The following is an 18,888-nucleotide window of genomic DNA, read 5'->3' on the forward strand; positions in this document are numbered from 1 at the left end:
CAGATCAAGCGCAGCCCCCACCCAGCTCAAGCGCAGCCCCACCCGGATCAAGCGCAGCCCCACCTGGATCAAGCACAGCCCCACCCAGATCAAGCGCGGCCTCACCCGGATCGAGCGCGGCCCCGCGGATCAGGGGCGGAAGCGGAAGAGGCGCAGGCTGTTCAGGACGACGAAGATGCTGCTGAAGGCCATCGCCAACCCGGCCAGTACCGGCGTCACCAGTCCGAACGCCGCCAGCGGGATCAGCACCACGTTGTACGCGAACGCCCAGAACAGGTTCTGCCGGATGTTGCGCAGCGTCGCCCGTGACAGCCGGATGGCGTCCGCGGCCGCGGTGAGGTCGCCGCGTACCAGGGTGATGTCGGCCGCCTCGATCGCGGCATCGGTGCCGGTGCCCATGGCGAGGCCGAGGTCCGCCGCCGCCAGCGCGGCCGCGTCGTTGACGCCGTCGCCGACCATCGCGACCACGCGGCCCTTGTCTCGCAACGATCGCACCGCCGCGACCTTGCCTTCGGGCAGGACGCCGGCGATCACGTCCGAGGCCGGGATGCCGACCTCGGCGGCGGCCCGTTCCGCGGGGCCGGTCGCGTCGCCGGTGAGCAGGATCGGGCGTAGTCCCAGACCGCGCAGCCGTTGTACGGCGGCGGCGGAGGTCGGCTTGACGGTGTCGCCGACGGTCAGCCACTCCGCGAACTCTCCGTCGACCGCCACTCCCACCACGGTCGCGTCGACAACCGGTGGCTCCACAAAGGATGGATAGGACGCCAGCATTGACGGCCGGCCGACCAAGACCTGGTGACCGTCGACCACGCCCGACGCGCCCAACCCCGGCAGCGCCTGGAACTCGGTGACCGGCGCGGTTTCGGGGGCCGCCTCGACGATGGCCCGGGCGATGGGGTGTTCGCTGGCTCGTTCGACGCTCGCCGCGTACATCAGGATGGTGGGCGAGGGAGAACCGAGCAGCCGCATGGTGCCGGTGGTGACGGTGCCGGTCTTGTCCAGCAGGATCGTGTCGGCGCGGCGGGTGGATTCCAGCACCTCGGGCCCGCGGATCAGTACGCCGAGCTGGGCTCCTCGTCCCGTGCCCACGAGCAGCGCGGTGGGGGTCGCGAGGCCGAGGGCGCACGGGCAGGCCACGATGAGCACGGCGACGGCGGCGGTGAACGCGGCCGTGACGTTGCCGGTGACGGCGACCCACAGGACGAAGGTCAGCACGGCGGCGACGATGACGGCCGGGACGAAGACGGCGCTGATCCGGTCGGCGAGCCGCTGGACCGGGGCCTTGCCCGACTGCGCCTCGGTGACCAGCCGCGCCATCTGCGCGAGCTGGGTGTCCGCGCCGACCCGGGTCGCGCGGACCAGCAGCCGGCCGCCCGCGTTGACGGTCGCGCCGATCACGGTGTCGCCGGGGCCGACCTCGACCGGCACGCTCTCGCCGGTGAGCAGGCTCGCGTCGACCGCGCTCTGCCCTTCCTCGACGGTGCCGTCGGTCGCGATCTTCTCACCGGGGCGGACCAGGAAGACGTCGCCGGTCTTCAGGGAGCCGATCGGCACCGGGCGCTCGTGCCCGTCCTCCCACAGGGTCGCCGACTTCGCGCCGAGGTGCAGCAGCGCCCGCAGCGCCGAGCCCGCCCGCCGCTTCGCGCGGTGCTCGAACCACCGCCCGGCCAGCAGGAACGTCGTCAGCGCCGAGCCCACCTCCAGGTAGAGGTGCGTCTCGGTGGCCGAGCCCGCGAACAGGTCCAGCGGCATCTTCATGCCCGGCTCGCCCGCGCCGCCGAACACCAGCGCGTACAGGCTCCACAGGTAGGAGGCCGCCACACCGAGGCTGATCAGCGTGTCCATCGTCGCGGTCGCGTGCCGCGCGTTGAGCAGCGCCGCGCGGTGGAAGGGCCACGCGCCCCACGTCACCACCGGGGTCGCCAAGATCAGGACAACCCATTGCCAGTACGCGAACTGCAGCGCCGGAATCATGCTGAGCGCCACGACGGGCACGGTCAGCAGAGTACTCACGACCAGCCGCGTACGCAGCGGATCGGGCTCCTCGACCGGTTCGAGGGCCGGCGGCGCGGCCGTGTACCCGGTCGCCTCGACGGTCGCGACGAGGTCGTCGACGCTGATGCCCGGCGCGTACGCGACGTGGGCCGTCTCGGTCGCGTAGTTGACCGACGCGGTGACGCCGTCCATCCGGTTGAGCTTCTTCTCGACGCGGGCTGCGCAGGTGGCGCAGGTCATCCCGCCGATCGAGAGTTCGATGATCGATTCCATGGAGTCCTCCCATCCGGCAGGCCCACCATCAGGCGGGCGCGCGGTCGGATGCGACGACGGTCAGTTCCCGATGGTCAAGGTGAACGGTGCGGAGTGCACCTGCCCGTCCACCTGGAAGTCGAAGAACATCCGGTACGTCCCGGTGCTGGGCGCGGTCGCCCAGAATTTCACCGCGCCACCCGCGAGTGCGGTCTCGGGGTGGGTGTGCAGGTACGCCAGGTCGAGCTGGCGCAGGAAGACGAGGTGGCCGAAGCTGCCGAGGTAGGGCTGCACGGTCACCGGCGAGCCGTTCTGGTAGACGCGGAACAGCAGCGGTGCCGTCGCGCCGATCTGCGGCGTCCCCTCGTAGGAGACGGTGTATCCGTCCACGTCGACCGTGCGCGTCGCGGCCGGCAGAGCCACCGGCTGGTACGCCCCGGCGACGGTGAGGTCGGTGCCGAGCGTGACGGCGGTCATCGCGCCGGCCGCGCCGATCGCGGTGAAGTCGGCGACCGCCCGGTACATCCCCGGCGCCGCCAGGTTCATCTTGACCGTCCACGTGCCGTCGGGCGCCATGACCGGGTGCAGGTGCTGGTAGCCGGACAGGTCCCGGCGGGCGACCACGAAGTGCAGCGGCCGGTCGTTGACGACCGCGAAGGTCGTCGTCGGCTTGGCGTCCGGTCCCGTGATCACGAAGCTGAACGTCTGCTCGCCCTGCGCGTACGCGGTCTGCTTCGGGACCAGCGTGTAGCCGGCCATGCTGATCGAGAGGCCGCCGACCTCGCTGCCCATCGTGCCCATGTTGGCGTGGGTGTGCGGCATCGACTCGTTGAACGTGGTGCTCACGTTCGGGGTCGTGCCGCTCGGCGACGCGCTGGCACCGGTCGTCGCCTTGCCGAGCGCGAATCCGGCGATGAGCGCCACGGCGACCCCGCCGACGATCAGGCCCACCCGGGCGTTGCTGGCCGGTGCGGGCCGGGTCGTGCCGGGCGGAGTCACCCCGGCGGCATCGGTTGCCGCCGGGGAGCCGGTGACCGGCTCAGCCATCGATACCGGCCAGCTCGTAGCCGGCCTCGTCGACCGCCGTGCGGACCTCGTCGACCGGCAGCGGGGCGTCGCTGACGACCTTCGCGGTCCCGGCCGGAACGTCCACGTCCACCGTGCGTACGCCGGCCAGCAGCGTCAGCTCACCGGTGACCGCCTGCGCGCAGTGGCCGCAGGTCATGCCCTTGATCTGGTACGTCGTCTCGACAGACATCGAAAGCTCCCTCGCTCTACGGGAAAACCTAGCGGACGAGGCGGGCGATGGCGTCGGCCGCCTCCTTGACCTTCGGCTGCGGGTCACCCTCCCGGGCCGCCTGCACGACGCAGTGCCCGAGGTGCCCTTCCAGAAGGCCGACCGCGACCGCCTGCAGCGCCTTCGTGGCCGCAGAGATCTGAGTCAGCACGTCGATGCAGTACGTGTCCTGCTCCACCATGCGCTGGATGCCACGCACCTGCCCCTCGACCCGCCGCAACCGGCTGAGCAGCGCGGCCTTGTCCTCGGCGGCGCTGTAGCTGTGCGGGCCGGCGTGGGTGGCAGGGGCAATTGCTTCTGTCATGCCACCAACTATACCCCCTGGGGGTATCAGCGCAAGAGCTCCGCCAGGTGCGGTGTCACGGGCCACTCCGCGCTCAGCGCCGCCAGGTCCGCGTCGTCCGATTTTCCGGTACGCACCGCCTTGAGCAGCAGGTTGCGGGGAGTATGGGCCGAGTCGACGAACTCCACGACGTCGACGGCGTACCCGCGCCCGCGCAGGATCGCCGAGCGGTACGCGTCGGTCAGCACGTCGGCGAACCGCTCGCGCAGGATGCCCGACCGGGTCAGCGCGCTCGTACGCCCGCTCGCCCGCAGCTGCCGCGAGAGGTCCTTGTGGCAGCAGGGCGCCGCCAGGATCCAGTGCGCGTCCCAGCCGACCGCCCGGGCGAGCGCCTCATCGGTCGCGGTGTCGCAGGCGTGCAGGGCCAGCACGAGATCCGCCCCGCCGGGGACCGTCGCGTCCAGGATCGTCCCGGCGACGAACTCCAACCCGGTGAAGCCGAGCTGGCGGGCCAGGGCGGAGTTGCGGTCGCGCTGGTCCTCGCGTACGTCGACGCCGGTCAGGTGGATCTCGGGGACCCGGTCGCTCAGGTACCGGTACGCCGCGAACGTCAGGTACGCGTTCCCGCAGCCGAGGTCGACCACGCGCAACGGCGAGGGCAGCTCGGCCGGCAGGGTCGCGTCGAGGGCCCGCAGGAAGGCGTCCACCTGCCGGCGTTTGCGGGCGTCCCCGCCGATCACGTCGAACAGCGGGTCGCCGGGGTCGATCAGGTGTTCCTTGGCCCGGTCGTGCCCGGCCACGGTCGCCGGGGCCGCCACGGGTCCGCCGACCGACAGCAGGACCTTGCCCTTCTTGCTGGTCTGCACCTTCACGGTGCGGCCGGCCGTCTCGACGTGCCAGTTCCGGAAGCCGTCCCCGAGCAGCTCGTCGACCCCGGTCACGGCCTCCTCGCCGAGCGCGAGCGTACGCGTCGTCGGGCGTACACCGTCCTCGAAGACGATCTGGAGGGCGGGCCCGCGCTTGACCACGACCGGGCGCACGACGGCGCGATGGATTCCCGGGTCGGGCCGGCCGGAGGCCACGGCCCGGAGGAGACCGTCGTCGAGCAACGCGCCACGCAGCTCGGCGGCGGCCTCTTCCCATGTCACAGCACCCACACGGGCCAGCCTATCGCCGCGGCGGATCAGGCGGTCTTGAGGTGGTCCGGGCCGTGACCGGCCGGGATGACCCCGAGCTTGCCCGCCTGGAAGTCCTCGAACGCCTGGACGAGTTCCGCCTTGGTGTTCATGACGAACGGCCCGTACGCGGCCACCGGCTCGCGGATCGGCTGCCCGCCGAGGATCAGCACGTCCATCTTCGGGCTGCGGCTCTCCTGGCTCTTCGCCGCCTCGATCGTGAGCACGTCGCCGGCGCCGAACACCGCGAGCTGGCCGAGGCCGACGGGCTGGCGCTTGGGGCCGACGTGACCGGACCCGGCCAGCGTGTAGACGAGCGCGTTGAAGTCCGGCCGCCAGGGCAGGCGCAGCTGCGCGCCCGGCTCCAGCGTGGCGTGGACCAGCGCGATCGGGGTGTGCGTGACGCCCGGACCCGGGTGCCCCGCGACCTCGCCCGCGATGACCCGCAGCAGGACGCCGCCGTCCGGCGAGCTGAGCAGGGAGACCTGCTGCGCCCGGATGTCCTGGTAGCGCGGCGCGGCCATCTTCAGCTTGCCGGGGAGGTTCACCCACAGCTGGAAGCCGTGGAACAGCCCGCCCGACACGACCAGGTCCTCGGGCGGCGCCTCGATGTGCAGCAGGCCGCTGCCCGCTGTCATCCACTGCGTGTCGCCGTTGGTGATCAGCCCGCCGCCGCCGTGCGAGTCCTGGTGGCGGAAGGTCCCGTCGAGCAGATAGGTGACGGTCTCGAAGCCGCGGTGCGGGTGCCACGGGGTGCCCTTGGGCTCGCCCGGGGCGTACTCGACCTCGCCCATCTGGTCCATGTGGATGAAGGGGTCGAGGTGACGGAGGTCGACGCCCGCGAAGGCCCGGCGGACGGGGAACCCCTCGCCTTCGAAGCCGCTCGGGGCGGTCGTCACGGAGACGACCGGGCGCTCGGCGGCAGTGACGTCCGGCTCCGGTACGCGGGGCAGGACGAGCATGTTCTCAACCGTGATCGCTGGCATGGTGAGAGCATAGCACATGTAGTTGATGCTTCAACTAGTTGAACCGATCACTCGCTCACGTTCCATAGAATGTCCGATACGAGACCTATCCGACAGTTGCGTGAGGTATCGGCCTTTCGTTAGCCACAGCGTGTCGATGCTCGCCAGCGCCCCGACGCGCCTACTGAAGGCCGCGGCCCTTCTCAGCGCCGCCGTCGCCCTCGTTCTCGGGGCCGCCCCGGCGACCGCCGCGCCCAACCCGACTCCCCAGCCGCTGACCCGCCAGCAGCTGGTCGACCGCATCGACAAGGCCTCCGACCAGCTCGAAGTCGTCGTGGAGAGGTACAACCAGCTGCACGACGACCTGCAGACGACGGTCGCTCAGATCGGCGTACTGCGGCGGCAGCTGGGCCCCTTGGAGAAGCAGGTCGCGGCGCACCGGGCCACGGTCGGGGTGATCGCCACGGCGGCGTACACCAGCGGCGGGGCCAACGCGTACAACATGCTGCTGCACTCGTCGTCCACCGAGGATGTGCTCGACCAGCTCATGGTGATCCAGCTGCTCGCCGACGACCAGCGCAGCCAGATCAGCTCGCTGCAGCGCGTACGCCAGGAGTTCCAGGACGCCCAGGCGACCTTGAGCACGCTGGTGAGCCAGGGCCGGGAGCAGCAGAAGCAGCTGATCACGAGCCGCTCGCGGATCCAGTCCGATCTGAACCGGCTGCAGCAGTGGAAGGACACGGCGTACGGGCCGGCCGGACACGCTCCGCACACGGACGCCCGGCAGGGCTGGGTACGCCCCGAGGTCACCGGCGGTGCCGCCAAGATCCTCGACTTCGCGCTGGACCAGCTCGGCAAGACGTACAAGTGGGCGGCCGAGGGGCCGAACGCGTACGACTGCTCGGGGCTGGTGCTGGCCGCGTACAAGTTGCTCGGCAAGGAGCTGCCGCACAACTCGATCACCCAGTACAAGCAGGTGCGCAAGATCTCCGAGGCGCAGGCGCAACCCGGAGACCTCGTCTTCTTCTACAAGGACCTGCACCACGTGGGGATCTACATCGGCGACGGCCGCATGATCCACGCGCCCACGTTCGGCGAGAAGGTACGCGTAGACATGGTCGACTCACTCCCCGTGCACGGGTTCGGCCGCGTGCTGTGAGCGCCGGGCGGGCCACTTCACGGGGAAGAGGCCGCCGACCCCCTTCGGGAAGAAGTACACGGCGAGGATGAAGATCACGCCGAGCACGAACAGCGGCTGCTTCAGCGGTCCGGGCAGGCTGCCCGCCACGTGCGTGAGCCGGTAGTCCAGATAGGTGTAGACGATCCCGCCGAGCAGCGGGCCGTACTTCGTCGCCGGACCGCCGAGCACGACCATGACCAGGAACGACAGCGTCAGCTCCGTACTGGTCACCGTCGGATCGGTCCCCTGCACCAGGATCATGTGCACCACGCCGCCCGCCGCCGCCAAGGCCCCGGCCAGCACGAACGACACCAGCTTGAAGGCGTACGGCGGCAGGCCCAGCACGCCCACCCGCCGCTCGTCGTCGCGCAGGCCCGCGAGCACCCGGCCGGTCGGCGAGCTCACGACCCGCTGGACGATCAACATCACGATCACGGCGTACGCGAGGGCGATCCAATAGATCTTGTAGGTGTTGACCACGCCCACCAGGCCGCCGGGCAGGCCGGAGACGTCGAGGGCCAGGCCTTCGTCGCCGCCGGTGAGACCGCCGATGTCGCGGGCCGCGAGGATCGCCCCGACCTGGGCGAAGGCCAGGGTGACCATGGAGAATGCGATGCCGGTGACGCGCAGCGAGACCGCGCCGATCGCGGCGGCGACCGTGGTCCCCAGCAGGATCGCTGCGGGAGCGGCGAGCCAGAGCGGCAGCCCGGCCTTGGTGATCAGGACGTTCGCCCCGTACGCGCCCACCCCCACGAAGAGCGCGTGCCCGAAACTCAGCAGCCCGGTACGCCCGTACAGCAGGTCGTAGCCGGCCGCGAGCCCGCCGAAGAGCAGGCAGAGGGCGAGTAGCTGGAGGGTTCCGGGGCTGTTGACCGGGCCGTCGAAGATCCCGGGCAGCGAGAAGCCGCAGTAGGGCAGCACGGCCAGGAGCACGACGAGCCCCAGCGGCCACAGACGCTTGACACTCATGACGCGACCTTCCCGGCGATCCCCTGGGGGCGGAGCAGGAGCACGGCGGCGAGCAGCGCGACCGCGCAGAGGTCGCCCATACCGGCGGAGCCGTAGTAGTTCACGAACTGCTGGAGCAGGCCGACGGCGACGGCCGCGACCGCCGAGCCGGTGATCGAGCCCATGCCGCCGATGACCACGACGATGAACGCGAAGATCAGCAGCGACGAACCGCCGCTGGGGGCGATGGACTGGAAGGCGATGCCGGACAGCGCGCCGGCCAGCCCGGCCGCCGCCCCGCCGATGGCGAAGACCAGCGTGAACGCCTTGCGGACGTCGATGCCGAGGGCGGTCACCATCTCCCGGTTCTCCACACCGGCCCGGATGATCAGCCCGTACCGGGTCCAGCGCAGGAAGGCCAGCAGCGCCGCGAGCACCACGACCGCGCCGACGACCAGTACCAGCGACTTCACGGGTACGCGCGCCCCGAGCACGGTCACCACGCCCTCCGTCCAGGAGGGACTCGGGAAGGTCCGGGCATCTGGCGAGAACAGGGCCTGGAACAGTGCCACCCCGGCGAGGCTGAGCCCGACCGTGACCAGCACCTGCGAAATGGTCCGCTGATAGAGGGGGCGGATCATGACCAGTTCGACCAGGGCGGCCGTGGCGGCCCCGGCCAGCACCGCGACGAGTACGCCGCCGGCGAACCCCACGCGCGGGATCGCCCAGTACGCGGCGTACGCGCCGACGGTCAGGAACCAGCCGTGTGCGAAGTTCAGCACGTCGGCGAGGCCGAAGACGAGGGAGAGGCCGGCCGCGATCAGGAAGTAGAGCCCGGCGAGCCCCAGCCCGGTCAGCGTCAGCAGAACGATGGTGCTCACGAGTGGCTCCCGACACCCAGCAGGGACTTGGTCCGGTCGTGGTCGCCGAGCAGCTCCTTCGCGTCCCCGCGCCACGCGACGCGACCGGCCGCGAGAACGACGGCGGCCCGGCCGAGACGGCGTACGACGGCGAGGTTCTGCTCCACCAGCAGCACCGGTACGCGTTCCGCCACCCGCTCCAGCGCCTCGGCCACCTCGGTGACGACCTTCGGGGCGAGACCCTTCGTCGGCTCGTCCACGAGCAGCAGGCGGTTGTCGTTGAGCAGGACGCGGCCGAGCGACAGCATCTGCTGCTGGCCGCCCGACAGCGAACCGGCCCGCTGCGCCGAGCGCTTCCTCAACTCGGGGAACAGGCCGAAGACGAGGTCGTAGTCGGGCGTACCGCGCTCGGCGAGGCGGAGGTTCTCGGCGACGGTCAACCCCGCGAACACGCACCGGTCCTCGGGCACATAACCGAGACCGCGCCGGACGAGGGCGTGCGTACGCGTACCGAGAACGGGCTCCCCGGCCAGCTCGACGGAGCCGGTCGCGGGGGCGAGGCCCAGGATCGCGCGCAGCGTGGTGGTCTTGCCGGCACCGTTGCGTCCCAGCAGGACGGTCACCCCGGACTCGGCCGCCTCGAACGACACCCCGTGCAGGATGCGCAGGCCGGAGAGGGTGACGACGAGATCGCGTACGGACAGGAGACTCATAGCTGTTCTCCGAGATACGCCTCTTGGACGACGGCGTTGGCCATCACCACGTCGGGGGTGTCGCAGGCGAGCAGGGCGCCGTGGTGCATGACGGCCAGCCGGTCGGCGAGGCCGAGGATCACGTCCATGTGGTGCTCCACCATGAGGACGGCCCCGCCGGTGTGGCCGACGAGTCCGCGGATCACCTCGACCAGCTCGGGCACGTCCTCGGCGGCGACGCCGGCCATCGGCTCGTCAAGCAGCATGACCTTCGGCGAACCGGCCAGCAGCAGGGCGATCTCCAGCTTCCGCTTCTCGCCGTGGGCCAGGGTTCCGGCGCGCTGCTCGCCGCGATCGTGCAGGCCGACCGTTGCCAGGCACTCGTCGGCCCGCTCCGCGACCGCGCGGAAGGCCTGGGCGGAGCGCCACAGCCGCAACGATCCGCCCTGGTACGCCTGCACCGCCAAGCGGACGTTCTCGCGTACGGAAAGGGAGGGGAAGACGGACGAGGCCTGGAACGTGCGGCCCAGGCCGAGCCGCGCGCGCCGGTGGGGGGCGAGCCGCGTGACCTCGGTGCCGAGCAGGTGCACGGAGCCGGCGGTGGCGGCGCGCAGGCCGGTGATCAGGTTGAACAGCGAGGTCTTCCCGGCGCCGTTGGGTCCGATCACGCCGAGGAACTCCCCCGCGCGCAGCTCGATCGAGACGGCGTCCACGATCGTGACGCCGCCGTCCACCCGCCAGGTGAGCCCGGCGGTCGCGAGGACCGCCGGGCCGGTAGCCGTGGCCACGTCAGCTCTTCATCGCCGCGACCGGCGGGGCCGTGTCGGTCGGGTCGAGGGCCTTGATCAGCTGCGGTACGCCGTCCGTCCCGAACTTGACCTGGAACATCGGCTGCAGCAGGGCGTGGTCCTCGGCACGGATCGTCAGCTTGCCCTTGATCCCGTCGAAGCTGTAGCCCTCCAGCGCCTTGATCTGCTTCTCGACGTCGTCGCCGCCCTCGGTCAGCGCCCGGACCACCATCTGCGCGGTGGTGAAACCGTCCGGGTTGAACAGGTCGAGCTGGCCGCCGATCTTGTCACGGGCCGCCTTGGCGACCGCGTTGTCCGCGGCGCCGTCGAAGTAGTGCGACAGGAACGAGATCTTGCCGCCGGCCGCCCCGAAGATGGGCCAGGTGGAGCGCTGGTCGAGCCCGGTGACCACCTGCGTCGCGGCGAGTACGCCCTGCTGGTCCAGTGCCTGCCACATCGCGCCGGCGGTGGTGCCCGCCCACGCCACGAAGATCAGGTCGGCCTTGGCGTCGAGCGCCTGCTTGGCCGACGGCGTGAAATCCTTGGCCGTGGCCGGAACCAGCACGCTCGTCACGGTCGCGCCGGCACCGCCGAGGACCGCCTTCACCGCCGCCTCGTTCGCCTGGCCGAAGGCGCTGTCCTGCGCGAAGACCAGCACCTTCTTGCCCTGCGGCTCGATGAACGACTTCGCCGTCAGGACATCCTGGTAGGACTGCCGGCCCGCCCGGAACGTGTACCGGTTGATCCCGGTGATCCCATCCGTGGCGGCCGGACCCGACACGAACAGCACCTTGTTCTGCGCGGCGATCGGCGCCACCTGCAAAGCGACACCCGACGCGGTCGAACCGGCGAGCACCTTCACGCCCTTGCCGATCATGTCCTTCGCGGCCGAGACCGCCTTCGCCGGATCACCCGCGTCATCGGCCTCCGACACCTCGACCGTGCGATTGCCGATCTTCCCGGTGCCGTTGGTCGCGTACGCGAGCCCGGCCGTGAAACCGTCCTTGAACTGCTTGCCGTAGCCGGCCAGCGCCCCCGACTGGGAGTACACCAGCCCGACCTTGAAGGGGGTCGCGTCGCCGCCACCGCCCGAAGCCGCGTCCTGCGGACTCGAACACGCCGCCGCGGCCCCTATCACCAGCAGCGCGACGGCGCCCAGCGACCGCCGCGTCATCGTTGCGCTCATACGCCTCTCCAGCTTGTGCGTGTGGGCACCGCGCTGTTACGGCGGTGTTGCCGGGAGACGTTAAGGGGGTGTGAGGCGGGCCACTATGTGGGCGGCCTACATAACGCCGGTCTTCTCGCGTTCACCGACCGCTTTCCCACACCGCCGACCCGAGGATCTACAGCATGGAGAGGTGGACGTGGTTCTGGTGCTCGGCGGCCGCTCCGCAGCAGCCGCTGTAGTTGTGCCATCCCACACCCGGCAGCCAGATCATCCGGTACCAGATCACGTAGTACACCCCCAGCGCCTTCGCGTTCTTCACGAAGAAGGCAGCCAGCTTGTCCCCGTAGACCCGGTCCGGCCCCGACGGCACCCCGGCGAAACCACCGGAGCTCACCGAGAAGTCGCAGGCCCGGCCTTTGGGATGCTCACCCCAGCTCTGCGTACGCCAGCACTTGGTGAACCGGGTGAATCCGAACCGCCTGGCCTCGTCGTACGCGTGCACCAGCCGTGCGGTGACCTTGCCGCCCGTGTCCGTGGGGTCCTTGAGCCGGGCCGGGTCCGACGGCAGGCCGCCGGTCTTGGTGTGCGGGGCGGGCGCGGCCGTCGGGGTCAGCGAGAAGGGCCAGTTGAGCGTGGCCTTGCGGCCGCCCGATTTCGAGAGCGTGAGCTCCAATGTGGTCACGCGCTTCTTCAGCTCGGCCGACATCGCCGACTGGATGCCCGCCTCGGCGTCGATCGCGTCCTTGTCGGCCTTCGCCTTGCTCTCCAGGGCGACGAGCCGGTGCAGGGCCTCGTCGTCGCGCTGCGTCAGCTCTTCGAGGAAGGCGGCGCGCGACAGGAAGTCCTCGGAGGAGGTCGCGGCGAGCATGGCGCCGAGGACGTTGAGCCGGCCGTTCATGTACGACTCGGCGGCCAGCACGTCGACCTGCCTGCGCAGCGGGCCGAGCTCCTTCTCCACGGCCGCCAGCTCCTGCTTGAGCAGGGTCTGCTTGGCCTGGGACTCCTCGAGGGCGTCCTGCGCCTCGACGTAGCCCCGGGCGGCCGCCTCCAGGTTCTTGATCAGCGTCTGCGTCTTGGAGTTGCCGTCCTCGTCCGGCTCGGCGTACGCGCCGCCGGGGTAGACGACGAGCGTCAACCCGGTGATCACGGCGAGCAGGGCGACGTGCCACCGGCGAAGGGTCCACCGCCGGGGGCGGGCGGTCGGGATCACGGTCGGTCCTTCCGTCACCGGAACCGGGTACGCGAAAGCCGGCACAGCTGTCCGGCCGCGGGTCAGGGTACCGCGCGGGACGGGGCCGGGGGCAGCCCGAAATGGTGGACCGCGCAACTACGCACGGTAGTAGAGATCAGTCCAGAAGGGCGGTGCGAACCTGGTCGAACACCTGTTGATCACGTGCCGCGAGGAGTCCCATCCGGCCGTCGCCGACAACGTATGCCGATCCGTCGAAGCGATGCATCACCCCGCCGGCCTCGGTGACGATCAATGCCCCGGCGGCGTGGTCCCACGGGTGGGCCCGCCAGAAGAGCGTGAAGTGCTGACGGCCGCGTACGACGTCGGGGTATTCCCGGGCCGCGCAGTGGTGGCCCGGCAGCGCGGCGTCGATCAGCGGGAAGCCGCCGGTGACGCGCTCGCGCAGTTCGGCGGGCATGTACCGGCTCATGACGCTGCCGCGCAGCTGATCGGTCGCGAGGGGCTCGTGCTCCAGCACCGTGCGTACGCCGTCCAGATACGTCCCGGCGCCCAGCTCGGCGAGGGCCATCGTGCCCGCGACGGGCTCGTGGATCACGGCGAGCACCGGGCTGCCCCGGCGTACCAGGGCGACCATGATGCCGAACGGTTCCCGGCCGGCGGCGAAGTTGCCGGTGCCGTCGATCGGGTCGATGACCCACACCGGGTCGTCGCCGGCGAGCCGGTCGAGCACGCCGGGATCGGCGGCGACCGCCTCCTCGCCCACGACCTGCGCCGACGGCAGCAGCTCCAGCAGCCGGCGGGACAGCTCGACCTCGCTCGCGCGGTCGGCGACCGTCACCAGCTCGCCGGGCGCCTTCTCCTCGATGTCCCCTGCCGAGAGGGACCGGAACTTGGGCACCACGATCTCCGTGGCGACCTCCCGGACGATCTCTTCCACCTTGTCCAGCACGCTGTTCGCACTCCTTCCGGCAGCTGCGCCCCATATGATCGCAATATGGCAGCTCAGCGTCTGGCGCGGGGGGTCGCGGCGGTCGTACTCGGTCTCAGCCTCGCAGGTGGCACGCTGGCCGCCTGTTCCGGCGAGGGCGCGTCGGCGAACTGCGACAAGGCGGATAAGTCCTGCACGGTCACCTTCGATCGCAAGGCCGACACGTCCCAGATCAAGATCCTAGGCGTCACGGTCAAGCTGGTCAGCGTGGACAACGAATCCGTATCGCTCAGCGTGGGCGACCGCAACGTCACGATCGACAAGGGTTCCACCAAGACCATCGGCGACTTCAGCGTCTCGCTCGACCAGGTCACGGCCGATCAGATCGTGGTCAAGGTCGCCCGCAGCTAACGCCGACAGGGCTCGTTAGGCCTCGTTGTGAGGCCAGACTCCCGACCGCCAGGTTCGAACCGCCAGCGGCCCGCGGTCCGGCGCGGGGTCACACCGGGTCGCTCTTCCCTTCCCACGGGTACGCGCAGCCGGCAGACCGCGCCGCAACGCCCGGCCGCGGAACCGCCGAAGAAGCGGGCCGCGCCGCGTTCCCGTCCACCGGTACGCCGTCGGCGGCTGACCCGGCGGCAGCGGCTGGCCCGCAGCGGCGTACTGGCGATGGCGTTGCTCGGCGTCTTCGCGCTGCTCGGCGTGGCCGCGTTCCACTTCGCCGCCAATCAGGTCCTCGACAAGGTCGACCGGGTGGCCGATCCGTTCGCCGCGATCAAGAACCGGCCGAAGCCGACCCAGGGCCTGACGATCCTGCTCGCCGGGCTCGACGACCGGTCGGCGGTGCCGCTGACCGGCAGCGGCGCGGAGAACTCGCCCGGCGGCCGCACCGACAGCATCATGCTGGTACGCCTCCCGGCCGACCGGTCCGCCGCGTACGTGGTGTCGCTGCCCCGGGATTCCTGGGTGGACATTCCCGACCACGGCCGCAACAAGCTCAACGCCGCCTTCGCGCTGGGCGGCCCGACGCTGCTGATCCGGACCGTCGAGAACCTCACGAACCTGCGCGTCGACCATCTGGCCCTGGTGGACTGGGACGGCTTCAAGGCGCTGACCGACGCCCTCGGCGGTGTCGAGATCGACTTCCCGACCGAGCTCTACGACACCGTCCACAAGATCCGGTTCCCGGCCGGCAAGCACGTGCTTGACGGCAGCAAGGCGCTCTGGTACGTGCGCCAGCGGTACGGGCTGCCGCGCGGCGACCTCGACCGCATGCAGCACCAGCAGAACTTCCTGCGGGCCCTGATGACGAAGATCCAGCAGAGCGGCACGTTCTCGGACCCGTCGAAGATCACCGCCCTGGTACGCCTCGCCACCGACCACGTCACCGTGGACCAGAACTTCAGCAACGACGACCTGCTCGCGCTGGCCCTCGACGCGCCGAAGCTGCGGGGGAACGTGCGTTTCGTCACGGCACCCATTCAGGGGTTCGCGACCATCGCCGGGGAGAGTGTCGTGGTCCTCGACCCCGCGAAGGAGCCCGCGTTCTTCACCGCGGTCGGCACCGACCACCTGCCGGACTACCTGGCGAACAACAAGACCGACCAGCTCGGCGCCAACGCCTGAGCCGGGCTGGTCACGCAAAGTTATCGGTGGCGAACATGAATTCGGGCGGCGTGGCGGGTGTGCGACCGGTGCGCCCACCGCGTACCGTGTCCAAGGTAGCTTCGGCGCATTCCCCCGCCGGACATCCGCCGATGAACTTTCCACGGCCCGCTCAGCGACGGGAGGCAAGCGATGCGGCCAGTGCGTTTCGTCGCCCTCTCCGAGGACGGTCAGGCTCTCGTCCTCGCCGATGAGGTCGGCCGCCTGTTGGCGCTGCCCATCGACGACCGGGTCTCGTCGGCCCTGCAGCCGTCCTCGCCGGACGGCCAGACCGCGACCCTGACCGTCCCGGCCGGACAGATGGACGGCTACGCGGCACTGTCCCCACGCGACATCCAGGCGCGCATCCGGGGCGGCGAGAGCGCCGACGACGTGGCCCGGGTCGCGGGCGTGCCGGTCGACCGCGTCCTGCGGTACGCCGGACCGGTGCTGCAGGAGCGGGCCATGCTCGCCCAGCACGCCCGGCGTACGCGGCTGAAGACCGCCGACCGCGGCACCAACGGTTCGCTGGCCGAGATCGTGGACGCCCGCCTCGCCCAGCACGGGATCGACTCGGAGAAGATCTCGTGGGACGCGTACCGCCGCGAGGACGGCACGTGGCGGGTGATCGCGACGTGGCCGAGCGGCAAGGCCACCGCGCAGGCGATCTGGGAGCTGGACAAGACGCGGCAGTCGGTGACGCCGCACGACGACATGGCGCAGTACCTGTGCGCCGACCGGACCAGCGGGGCCGCCGAGACCGTGCCGAGCCGGGGCGAGACCTCGCGCGGCGGTCACGGCCTGCCGGCGGTGACCGGTGACCAGCGGCGGCCGAGCCGCGACCCGATCCGGGCCGGCCGGGACGCCCTGGTGTCCGCGCTGGACCGCCCGCTCGGCGGTCGCGGCCTGGACACCCCGGGCGAGACGCCGCGCCGCGCGGTCGCCGTGGCCGGTGGCGCCGCGTCGCTGATCGGCGGCCAGGGCACGGCGTTCGACGACGAGTCGGATGCGCCGAAGGAGGTTCCGGCGGTTCCGTCGCTGGCCGTGCTGCGCCCCCGCCGGGCGTCGGCGGCCGCGGAGGGCACCACCGAGAAGCCGCGCAAGCGCCTGCCGAGCTGGGACGACGTGCTCTTCGGTGGAGCGCCGGCGGCCCGCGAGAGCTCCTGACACCCTGCCGAACGTGCTCGGCGCCGAGATAGTGTCCGACGCATGGAGTACACGAACCTCGGCCGTACCGGCCTGAAGGTCAGCCGCCTCTGCCTCGGCACGATGAACTTCGGTCCCAAGACCACGGAGCCCGACAGCTTCGCGATCATGGACCGCGCGCTGGAGCACGGCATCAACTTCTTCGACACCGCGAACGTCTACGGCTGGAAGATCGGCGAGGGCATCACCGAGCAGATCATCGGCCGCTGGTTCGAGCAGGGCGGCGGCCGTCGCGACAAGGTCGTCCTGGCCACCAAGGTCTACGGCAAGATGTCCGAGTGGCCCAACGGCCAGGGGCTCTCGGCCCGCAACATCATCAGGGCGGCCGACGATTCGCTGCGCCGCCTCAAGACGGACTACATCGACCTCTACCAGATGCACCACGTCGACCGCTCGACGCCGTGGGAGGAGATCTGGCAGGCCATGTCCACCTTGGTTGACCAGGGCAAGGTGCTCTACGTCGGCTCGTCCAACTTCGCCGGCTGGCACCTCGCCCAGGCGCAGGCGGCCGCCGAGAAGCGCAACTTCCTCGGCCTGGTGTCCGAGCAGTCGATCTACAACCTGCTCACCCGGCACGTCGAGCTGGACGTACTCCCAGCCGCCCAGCACTACGGGATCGGCATCATCCCGTGGTCGCCGCTGCACGGCGGGGCGCTCTCGGGCATCCTGCGCAAGCAGGCCGCCGGCGACGCCGTACGCGCGCTCGAAGGCCGGTCGCAGGAGATCATCGAGCAGCAGCGGCCGACCCTGGAGGCGTACGAGAAGCTGGCCGACCAGCTCGACGTCGACCCGGCCAACCTGGCACTGGGCTGGCTGCTGTCCCGGCCCGGCGTGACCGCTCCGATCATCGGCCCGCGTACGCAGGCCCAGCTCGACGCGGCGCTCGGAGCCCTGGACGTCCAGCTGGACGACGAGACCCTCGCCAAGCTCGACGAGCTCTTCCCGCCGGTGGGCAACGGCGGCCCCGGTCCGGAGGCGTGGGCCTGGTGAATCACCGCGAACGCCGGCCCCCTGCCACGGCTCGGGGCCGGCGTTCCGGCTATCGCAGCGGCCAGCTCCGCAGGCGTTCGTAGATCTTGTCCTCGCCCAGGTGGCTGCGGACGAGGACCAGCTCGTCGACGGTCCAGCGCGGGCCCGCGTATTGATGCAGGTCGGCGAGGTCGGCGGCGACCTCGTCCTCGCTGAGACGGTCGCCGCAGCGGGCGAGGGTCAGGTGCGGCCGGAACGGGCGGCCGGTCGCGGGCAGCCCCGCTCCGCGCAGTGAGCGGTCGACCTTGCTCACGAGGTCGGTCAGCGAACCCATGTCACCGTGCAGGCCGGCCCAGAGAATCGTGGTCTCGCCGCTGTTGAACCGGCCACCGTCGGCGACCTGCAGCGGCAGCAGACCGGTGTGGTCGGCGGGCCAGGCCGCCGCGACCTTGCCGAGCGCTGCCTCGACCTCGTCGAGCCGGGCCTCGTCGAGCTCGCCGAGGAAGGCCAGTGTCACATGCCAGCGGACCGGGTCGTCGAGGCCGACGTCCCGGCCGGCGGCGGTCGCCTGGCCCACGTTCAGCGTCTCGACCCGGGCCTGGAGATCGGCGACGGCCGACGCCGGCGGGAAGAGCGCGACGAAGAGCCTCACCGGAGCCGCACCCCGGCCGCGATCAGCTCACCCTCCACCCGGACACGCTCGATCGCCCGATCCATGCCTTCCAACACCTCCAGATGCTCGGCGATGCCGAGAGCCCGGCACGCCTCATGCAGCTTGTGGTCGTACGCGCGCTCGACGGCGGAGTGCCACAGCTCGTTGCGCTGCCCGATGCCGAGCCGGTCGGCGCTCAGCCGGCGCAGGTCGGCCGCGATGCGTTCGAACGGCGGATGCCCGGGCTCGGTGATCGGCTCGGCCGGCGCGACCGTGGTGGCGGTGTCGCTCAGGCGCGCCGTGATGTTGGCCCAGACCGCCGCCGGAATGGCCAGCCAGCCGTGAGTCGCCTCCTCGGCCGGCGGCGCGGCCGAGGCCGGGCCGCCCACCGCGAGCAGGCTGCTGACCGGCGCGAACAGGTTCGTGACGGGCGCGAGGAACGGGCGGGGCGGAGTCAGCGAGCGCTCCATCTGGTGCAGGATGCGCTGCTCGACCCAGCGTTCGCGGCGGCGCCGCACGGCGCGGCGGACCGAGGTGATCAGCTCGTCCGCGCAGATCACGGCGGCGATGGCGCACGGCAGGGTGACCAGCGCGATCAGCGCCGCGGCCAGCTCCAGCGCCTTCACCACCGCCATACCCCCGAAGGTTAGTCGTCGCACTGAGTGATCGCCACGAATTTCCGGCCGGTGGACGG

Annotated in this window: 20 protein-coding genes; 5 read left to right on the forward strand and 15 right to left on the reverse strand. The window is 71.0% G+C overall.

What is annotated here, in order from left to right; genetic code table 11:
- Positions 1-129: 129 nt before the first annotated feature.
- From G401_RS0106395 to G401_RS0106420, 6 genes are read right to left on the reverse strand one after another with little or no spacing between them, the layout of a single operon-like run.
- Complete coding sequence (locus tag G401_RS0106395; RefSeq protein ID WP_027341848.1) at positions 130-2,268, reverse strand: heavy metal translocating P-type ATPase; 2,139 nt, start codon at positions 2,266-2,268, stop codon at positions 130-132.
- Positions 2,269-2,328: 60 nt separating this feature from the next.
- The gene (locus G401_RS43885; RefSeq protein ID WP_245601634.1) at positions 2,329-3,294 is read right to left on the reverse strand and encodes a hypothetical protein; all 966 of its coding nucleotides are present in this window, start codon (positions 3,292-3,294) and stop codon (positions 2,329-2,331) included.
- Positions 3,287-3,505, reverse strand: a complete 219-nt coding sequence (locus tag G401_RS0106405) for a heavy-metal-associated domain-containing protein (protein ID WP_027341849.1) — start codon at positions 3,503-3,505, stop codon at positions 3,287-3,289. The genes G401_RS43885 and G401_RS0106405 overlap by 8 nt, the downstream gene beginning before the upstream one ends.
- A gap of 28 nt (positions 3,506-3,533) precedes the next feature.
- Positions 3,534-3,848: a metal-sensitive transcriptional regulator gene (locus G401_RS0106410; RefSeq protein WP_051366261.1), complete on the reverse strand. Its 315-nt coding sequence runs from the start codon at positions 3,846-3,848 to the stop codon at positions 3,534-3,536.
- 26 nt (positions 3,849-3,874) lie between these two features.
- Positions 3,875-4,984 (reverse strand): class I SAM-dependent methyltransferase, encoded by a 1,110-nt coding sequence (locus tag G401_RS0106415; RefSeq protein ID WP_027341851.1) that lies wholly within the window; start codon positions 4,982-4,984, stop codon positions 3,875-3,877.
- Positions 4,985-5,010: 26 nt separating this feature from the next.
- Complete coding sequence (locus G401_RS0106420; protein WP_027341852.1) at positions 5,011-5,988, reverse strand: pirin family protein; 978 nt, start codon at positions 5,986-5,988, stop codon at positions 5,011-5,013.
- 136 nt (positions 5,989-6,124) lie between these two features.
- Here G401_RS0106420 and G401_RS0106425 point away from each other — a divergent pair, with 136 nt between their 5' ends.
- Positions 6,125-7,126 (forward strand): C40 family peptidase, encoded by a 1,002-nt coding sequence (locus G401_RS0106425; protein WP_051366262.1) that lies wholly within the window; start codon positions 6,125-6,127, stop codon positions 7,124-7,126.
- Here G401_RS0106425 and G401_RS0106430 read toward each other — a convergent pair.
- The 7 genes from G401_RS0106430 to G401_RS0106460 form a co-directional block, all read right to left on the reverse strand.
- Positions 7,091-8,116, reverse strand: coding sequence for a branched-chain amino acid ABC transporter permease (locus G401_RS0106430; RefSeq protein ID WP_027341854.1), 1,026 nt, complete (start codon positions 8,114-8,116; stop codon positions 7,091-7,093). The genes G401_RS0106425 and G401_RS0106430 overlap by 36 nt on opposite strands.
- Positions 8,113-8,976, reverse strand: coding sequence for a branched-chain amino acid ABC transporter permease (locus G401_RS0106435; protein ID WP_027341855.1), 864 nt, complete (start codon positions 8,974-8,976; stop codon positions 8,113-8,115). The genes G401_RS0106430 and G401_RS0106435 overlap by 4 nt, the downstream gene beginning before the upstream one ends.
- Positions 8,973-9,668, reverse strand: coding sequence for an ABC transporter ATP-binding protein (locus G401_RS0106440; protein ID WP_027341856.1), 696 nt, complete (start codon positions 9,666-9,668; stop codon positions 8,973-8,975). The genes G401_RS0106435 and G401_RS0106440 overlap by 4 nt, the downstream gene beginning before the upstream one ends.
- Positions 9,665-10,435 (reverse strand): ABC transporter ATP-binding protein, encoded by a 771-nt coding sequence (locus G401_RS0106445; protein WP_027341857.1) that lies wholly within the window; start codon positions 10,433-10,435, stop codon positions 9,665-9,667. Before G401_RS0106445 ends, G401_RS0106440 begins: the two co-directional genes overlap by 4 nt.
- A gap of 1 nt (position 10,436) precedes the next feature.
- Positions 10,437-11,621, reverse strand: coding sequence for a substrate-binding domain-containing protein (locus tag G401_RS0106450; RefSeq protein ID WP_027341858.1), 1,185 nt, complete (start codon positions 11,619-11,621; stop codon positions 10,437-10,439).
- Between the two features lie 157 nt (positions 11,622-11,778).
- Positions 11,779-12,813 carry a coiled-coil domain-containing protein gene (locus tag G401_RS0106455; protein ID WP_027341859.1) on the reverse strand — a complete coding sequence of 345 codons (1,035 nt, stop codon included), beginning with the start codon at positions 12,811-12,813 and terminating at the stop codon, positions 11,779-11,781.
- 136 nt (positions 12,814-12,949) lie between these two features.
- Complete coding sequence (locus G401_RS0106460) at positions 12,950-13,744, reverse strand: inositol monophosphatase family protein (RefSeq protein WP_027341860.1); 795 nt, start codon at positions 13,742-13,744, stop codon at positions 12,950-12,952.
- A gap of 45 nt (positions 13,745-13,789) precedes the next feature.
- Between G401_RS0106460 and G401_RS43890 the strand changes: the two genes are divergently transcribed.
- The 4 genes from G401_RS43890 to G401_RS0106480 all read left to right on the forward strand — a co-directional run bounded on the left by G401_RS43890 (position 13,790) and on the right by G401_RS0106480 (position 17,563).
- The gene (locus G401_RS43890; protein WP_051366270.1) at positions 13,790-14,134 is read left to right on the forward strand and encodes a hypothetical protein; all 345 of its coding nucleotides are present in this window, start codon (positions 13,790-13,792) and stop codon (positions 14,132-14,134) included.
- Positions 14,135-14,161: 27 nt separating this feature from the next.
- Positions 14,162-15,349 (forward strand): LCP family protein, encoded by a 1,188-nt coding sequence (locus tag G401_RS43895; RefSeq protein WP_157545388.1) that lies wholly within the window; start codon positions 14,162-14,164, stop codon positions 15,347-15,349.
- 171 nt (positions 15,350-15,520) lie between these two features.
- Positions 15,521-16,534 carry a septation protein SepH gene (gene sepH / locus G401_RS0106475; RefSeq protein ID WP_027341861.1) on the forward strand — a complete coding sequence of 338 codons (1,014 nt, stop codon included), beginning with the start codon at positions 15,521-15,523 and terminating at the stop codon, positions 16,532-16,534.
- Positions 16,535-16,576: 42 nt separating this feature from the next.
- A complete protein-coding gene (locus G401_RS0106480; RefSeq protein ID WP_027341862.1) occupies positions 16,577-17,563 on the forward strand; it encodes an aldo/keto reductase in 987 nt (328 codons plus the stop codon).
- A 49-nt stretch (positions 17,564-17,612) separates the two neighbouring features.
- Here the strand turns inward: G401_RS0106480 and thpR are convergent, their stop codons facing one another.
- Together thpR and G401_RS52425 are read right to left on the reverse strand one after the other, a co-directional pair.
- Positions 17,613-18,194: an RNA 2',3'-cyclic phosphodiesterase gene (gene thpR, locus G401_RS0106485; protein WP_027341863.1), complete on the reverse strand. Its 582-nt coding sequence runs from the start codon at positions 18,192-18,194 to the stop codon at positions 17,613-17,615.
- On the reverse strand, positions 18,191-18,829 hold the full coding sequence (locus tag G401_RS52425) for a hypothetical protein (protein ID WP_027341864.1): 639 nt from the start codon (positions 18,827-18,829) through the stop codon (positions 18,191-18,193). Before G401_RS52425 ends, thpR begins: the two co-directional genes overlap by 4 nt.
- Between the last annotated feature and the right edge of the window lie 59 nt (positions 18,830-18,888).

This window comes from Hamadaea tsunoensis DSM 44101, assembly GCF_000428945.1.
GTDB lineage: Bacteria > Actinomycetota > Actinomycetes > Mycobacteriales > Micromonosporaceae > Hamadaea > Hamadaea tsunoensis.

What these genes read in the sequence shown, in the direction of transcription:
- G401_RS0106395 (WP_027341848.1), bottom strand. Translation starts at nt 2,268, where the DNA reads ATGGAATCGATCATCGAACTCTCGATCGGCGGGATGACCTGCGCCACC.
- G401_RS52425 (WP_027341864.1), bottom strand. Translation starts at nt 18,829, where the DNA reads ATGGCGGTGGTGAAGGCGCTGGAGCTGGCCGCGGCGCTGATCGCGCTG.
- G401_RS0106425 (WP_051366262.1), top strand. Translation starts at nt 6,125, where the DNA reads ATGCTCGCCAGCGCCCCGACGCGCCTACTGAAGGCCGCGGCCCTTCTC.
- G401_RS0106480 (WP_027341862.1), top strand. Translation starts at nt 16,577, where the DNA reads ATGGAGTACACGAACCTCGGCCGTACCGGCCTGAAGGTCAGCCGCCTC.
- sepH (WP_027341861.1), top strand. Translation starts at nt 15,521, where the DNA reads ATGCGGCCAGTGCGTTTCGTCGCCCTCTCCGAGGACGGTCAGGCTCTC.
- G401_RS0106420 (WP_027341852.1), bottom strand. Translation starts at nt 5,988, where the DNA reads ATGCCAGCGATCACGGTTGAGAACATGCTCGTCCTGCCCCGCGTACCG.
- G401_RS0106450 (WP_027341858.1), bottom strand. Translation starts at nt 11,621, where the DNA reads ATGAGCGCAACGATGACGCGGCGGTCGCTGGGCGCCGTCGCGCTGCTG.
- G401_RS0106430 (WP_027341854.1), bottom strand. Translation starts at nt 8,116, where the DNA reads ATGAGTGTCAAGCGTCTGTGGCCGCTGGGGCTCGTCGTGCTCCTGGCC.
- G401_RS43885 (WP_245601634.1), bottom strand. Translation starts at nt 3,294, where the DNA reads ATGGCTGAGCCGGTCACCGGCTCCCCGGCGGCAACCGATGCCGCCGGG.
- G401_RS43890 (WP_051366270.1), top strand. Translation starts at nt 13,790, where the DNA reads ATGGCAGCTCAGCGTCTGGCGCGGGGGGTCGCGGCGGTCGTACTCGGT.
- G401_RS0106440 (WP_027341856.1), bottom strand. Translation starts at nt 9,668, where the DNA reads ATGAGTCTCCTGTCCGTACGCGATCTCGTCGTCACCCTCTCCGGCCTG.
- G401_RS0106410 (WP_051366261.1), bottom strand. Translation starts at nt 3,848, where the DNA reads ATGACAGAAGCAATTGCCCCTGCCACCCACGCCGGCCCGCACAGCTAC.
- G401_RS0106405 (WP_027341849.1), bottom strand. Translation starts at nt 3,505, where the DNA reads ATGTCTGTCGAGACGACGTACCAGATCAAGGGCATGACCTGCGGCCAC.